This window comes from Rhodoblastus sp. (assembly GCF_052145335.1).
In the GTDB taxonomy this organism is placed as follows: domain Bacteria; phylum Pseudomonadota; class Alphaproteobacteria; order Rhizobiales; family Beijerinckiaceae; genus Rhodoblastus.
Window position 1 is genome coordinate 1 of record NZ_JBKQOU010000031.1, and the last position, 3,961, is coordinate 3,961.

Annotated in this window: 4 protein-coding genes; 2 read left to right on the forward strand and 2 right to left on the reverse strand. The window is 57.2% G+C overall.

The features are described from left to right. Together ACLP2E_RS02290 and ACLP2E_RS02295 are read right to left on the reverse strand one after the other, a co-directional pair. Positions 1-286, reverse strand: a 286-nt coding sequence (locus tag ACLP2E_RS02290) for a hypothetical protein (RefSeq protein ID WP_442465027.1), incomplete at its 3' end; no start/stop codon positions are given. Then, positions 283-1,374, reverse strand: coding sequence for an IS5 family transposase (locus ACLP2E_RS02295; protein WP_442465028.1), 1,092 nt, complete (start codon positions 1,372-1,374; stop codon positions 283-285). The genes ACLP2E_RS02290 and ACLP2E_RS02295, both read right to left, overlap by 4 nt. 174 nt (positions 1,375-1,548) lie before the next feature. Between ACLP2E_RS02295 and ACLP2E_RS02300 the strand changes: the two genes are divergently transcribed. Both ACLP2E_RS02300 and ACLP2E_RS02305 read left to right on the forward strand, forming a co-directional pair. Beyond that, positions 1,549-3,000 (forward strand): hypothetical protein, encoded by a 1,452-nt coding sequence (locus ACLP2E_RS02300; protein WP_442465029.1) that lies wholly within the window; start codon positions 1,549-1,551, stop codon positions 2,998-3,000. Between the two features lie 49 nt (positions 3,001-3,049). After that, a complete protein-coding gene (locus tag ACLP2E_RS02305; RefSeq protein ID WP_442465030.1) occupies positions 3,050-3,835 on the forward strand; it encodes a polysaccharide biosynthesis/export family protein in 786 nt (261 codons plus the stop codon). Positions 3,836-3,961 lie beyond the last annotated feature (126 nt).

The following is a 3,961-nucleotide window of genomic DNA, read 5'->3' on the forward strand; positions in this document are numbered from 1 at the left end:
GATAGGCAAATTCGATCTCGATCGAGCCATCATCGAGCAATTCAGCGTAGCCTTCGCCCGAAACTTCATCGCCTTCGTCGGAACCGATCCAGGAGAAGGCGACCGACAGGCGGCTGTATTCAACGTCGAGGCCGGCTTCCATCGCTCCGAAAGCGATTTCGCCGTGTCCCTCTTCGCCAATCGTGATCGCCGCCGGGCCGCAGAGATCGAGATAATCGCGATCCCAGATATCGGCCTCGATAATGCGCCAGCGTCCGATGATCTGGCAGTTCGCCGGCACACTCATGACGACCCCGCCAAGAGTCTGGGCAGCCGCACAAGGTTATAGGCCGCGGCGGCGAAAGCGAAGGAGCATCCGACCCGCTCGACGCCCCGGAACTTGGTCTTTCGCTGGCCTGCGACGGTCTTTATCCAGCCGAAGGCTTCCTCGATACGTTTTCGAATGCGCTGGCTGACGACATAACCGGGGTGGCGCGTTGTGCGTCCATCGATGGCCGAACGCCGTCCGTTGGTGTTTTGCGTCACATGCGGGCGAACGTTCATGGCGCGCAACTCGTTGATGAAAACGCGCGCGTCATAGCCCTTGTCGGCGCCGAGCGTGATGCCGACAGGACGGTTGGCGAGCGGCGCGATCATCGCGAGCGCGGCGTTACGTTCGCCGTGTCCGTCAGCCGGCGTCAGACAGGCATTGACGATCAGACCGGCGCGGTTCTCCATCAAGGCATGGCCGAGAAAAGCCAGCTTCGCCTCCATGCCGGCGCCTTTGCGGTAAAGCCGGGCTTCAGGGTCAGTGGTCGAGGCGTGTGTCTCGTTCGAGCGTTTCTCGCCCTTGAAATCCACCTCGGCGTTGCGGCCAGCATCAGGCGGCGGCTCGTTCCCGGAACCATCCTTGGGCTTGAAACTCTTCATCGAAGCCCAGGCCTCGATCAGCGTGCCATCGACCGAAAAGTGATCGCTCGACATCAGTCTTTTGACGCGCGGCTGCGCCAGCACGGCGGCGAGGAACTTTGCCGCAATGGCCCCGTCGAGCAGGCGGTCGCGGTTTTTGGAAAACACCGTCGCGTCCCACACCGGATCATCGATGCCAAGGCCAACAAACCAGCGAAACAAAAGGTCGGTGTCGAGACGCTCCATTAATTGCCGCTCGGAGCGCACGGAATAAAAGGCTTGCAGCAGCATCGCCCGCAGCAGCCGTTCAGGCGCGACCGAGGGCCGGCCGGTCTTGGAGTAGAGTTCAGAGAAATCGGGCGCTAATGTCGCAAGGGCCGTGTTGGCGATCTCGCGGATCGCCCGCAAAGGATGATCGCGCCGAACCCGCGCTTCCAGATCCACATAGCTGAAAAGCCGCCCTGAGCCTTCGTCCGAACCGCGCATTCCATCGCTCCCGTTCCAAAGCGATGGAATCACGACCCAAGCTGAAACGGAAGGGGTTTTTCAGCAGCCTGCTAAAGTTAATACAAACCTCGTCAATCCTGCGCCATAAAGACCAGATCGCAAACGTTGCATCGGCGACACAGCGCCGGTTTTGATGGGCAAGAGGTTTGCTTTTTGCTCCAGCCCGTTGAAATTTATGGTATCGCCTTGGCAGGCTGCCGATCGCGCATGCCGGCATTCACAATTGGTTCGGTCAGCCTAGCCGGGCTGACAGCGTTTGATCGGGATGGGCTCTTCCATCGCTGGGACGGTGGCGGCAGGGGAAATATGTGGCGTAAAAGTCTAGGAGTCCTGTCTGCGGCTATTCTGTTCACGAATGGAATAGCCTTTGGCCAGGAATCCATCTCCGCGCCTGGCGGAGGTCCCAGTCCGGCCGCTTACGACTGGCTTTCGCCTGCCCCTTTGGCGTGGGTCGAGCCCAACTTCAATTGGTCGGATTCCCCGATCAGGCCTTACCTGCACGAATATACCGGCTACAACAGCAACATCCTGAATCTTTACCCGGGTGTTGCCCTGCCGCCGGGAGTAAATCGCGGCGACTCTTTCGTGCGAACCGATGTCGGCGCTTCGGCAAGACCGAATTACGAAGCGCAGCAATTTTTCTTTGATCTGGATTACAGCACGACCGATTACCGCCACGACACCCGATTCGATCTTCACAATCATTTCTTCGACGGCGGCGTCAACTGGACGTTGAATTCCCTTTGTACGGGAACATTGGTGGCCGCCGACAGGACGCAGGAGGCGCCGCAGGACGAAGTTGTGGGCCCGGGCGTCGACATCTTGACTACGAAATCGCTCAACGAAACCGGACAATGTCATATTTATCAGGATATCAGCATCATTATAAATTCGAACGCGACATCGATTCGACATTCGCTAGCAACCGCACAACTATTGGATAACAATACAACCTACGGACAGGGCGGACTGCAGTATGCCTGGTCAACTCTAGATAATCTTCAAGCCTTTGTAAAATACTCTTATACTAATTACACGAACTTTGATGTCAGCGGTATTCCAGAGACGGTTCGTCTTCTGCAATATAACGCCGTTTACAACAACATTCTTTCGCCAAAGCTCACCTTTTCACTCTTGGGCGGCTTGGTGCAGAGTATTGGATTGACCAATTCAGAACACGGTTCAAGCAACGGGCCTTTGCAACCGATTTATTCAATTTCAGTGAATTACCTGCCATCGTCGAAATGGGCCATAACCCTTCTCTTCAGCCGCCTGGTCACCGCTCCCACCTCGATCATCGCCAATACTCAGGTCAACACGGCAGAGACGGGGACGTTGAGCTATTATTTGACGCCGAAGATCACCTTAGTGGCGGGTTTCGGCGTAACGACGACCGAGGGCGCTATCGCGGCAAACAGCCCGAGAACGGCCAGCTTGCTATTTTATGGCAACAATACCGCCTGGACCAGTACGCTGAAGGCGAGTTACGAAATAACGCCTTTCACCTCCGCGGTGGCTTCTTTGCAAGACTCTATCCGCGAGACGAACGGTCTGCATGTGAACACTTACCTTATGATGTTGGGGCTCGACTATCGACCCTTTTAACGGTTAAAGAAATGGAAGGAAGTGGGCAGTGTCAAAAGGACGCCGCGAAATGCGAAATCTGGTTTTGTCGTGGCTTGTCGCGCTGTTTTGCGGCTTGCTGAATTGTTCGCCAGGCTTCGCCGAGCCAGGCCGTCTCCTGAACACCAACGACGTGGTGCAGGTTACCGTGCTGTATCAAGCGGAACTCAATGTGACGTCTCGCGTCGAGCCCGACGGAACCATCGATCTTCCCTATGCCGGGCGCATCAGGGCCGCTGGCCTCACCACCGGCGCCCTCAGCGAAAGAATCGCTAATATTCTCGTGCAAAAAGGCCTGGTCAAAAATCCCAAGGTTGCGGTCGAACTGGCGACCTTCGGCCTGCAAGTGTCCGTGCTCGGCGCGGTCGCCGCTCCCGGATCCTATGTTTTGGACCGGCCCTCCACTATTCCCCAGATTCTCGCTCGCGCTGGCGGCCTGAGGGAAGAGGCCGGCGCCGCGACCATCGTCGTGCATAACCGCGGCTCCATCCTGCGCCTGAACGCCAAGGAGTTGTTCGAGGGCCACGTCTCCTCCGGATTGGTGCTCGATAATAATGCATCGATCTATGTCGAGCAGGGCGCAGTCTTTTATCTCTATGGCTATGTCAACAGACCCGGCCAATATCCAATCAACCGCGAGCAGATGTCCGTGCGCCAGGCGATCGCCCTCGGAGGCGGCGTCGCGCCGCTTGGATCGGATTGGTGGCGTCTGAAAATCCGCCGAACCAACAACGGCGTCGTCGAAGAGATTTCCGCTGGTCTCGACGATTACGTTATCCCGAACGACACGATCGTCGTCAACGAACGAATTTTCTAAAAAAAGGCGCCGCGCTCATGTCCTTCACGCTGGTTTTACTGGTCCTCTTGCGGCGAATCCGGATCGTCGGAGTGACTTTCCTCTCGACTCTGGTCGGCGCCGCGCTCGTTCTGCTACTGCTTCCCG

Bases quoted from the DNA above. Each gene is read 5' to 3' on its own strand.
- ACLP2E_RS02305 (WP_442465030.1), top strand. From the start codon at position 3,050: ATGCGAAATCTGGTTTTGTCGTGGCTTGTCGCGCTGTTTTGCGGCTTG.
- ACLP2E_RS02295 (WP_442465028.1), bottom strand. From the start codon at position 1,374: ATGCGCGGTTCGGACGAAGGCTCAGGGCGGCTTTTCAGCTATGTGGAT.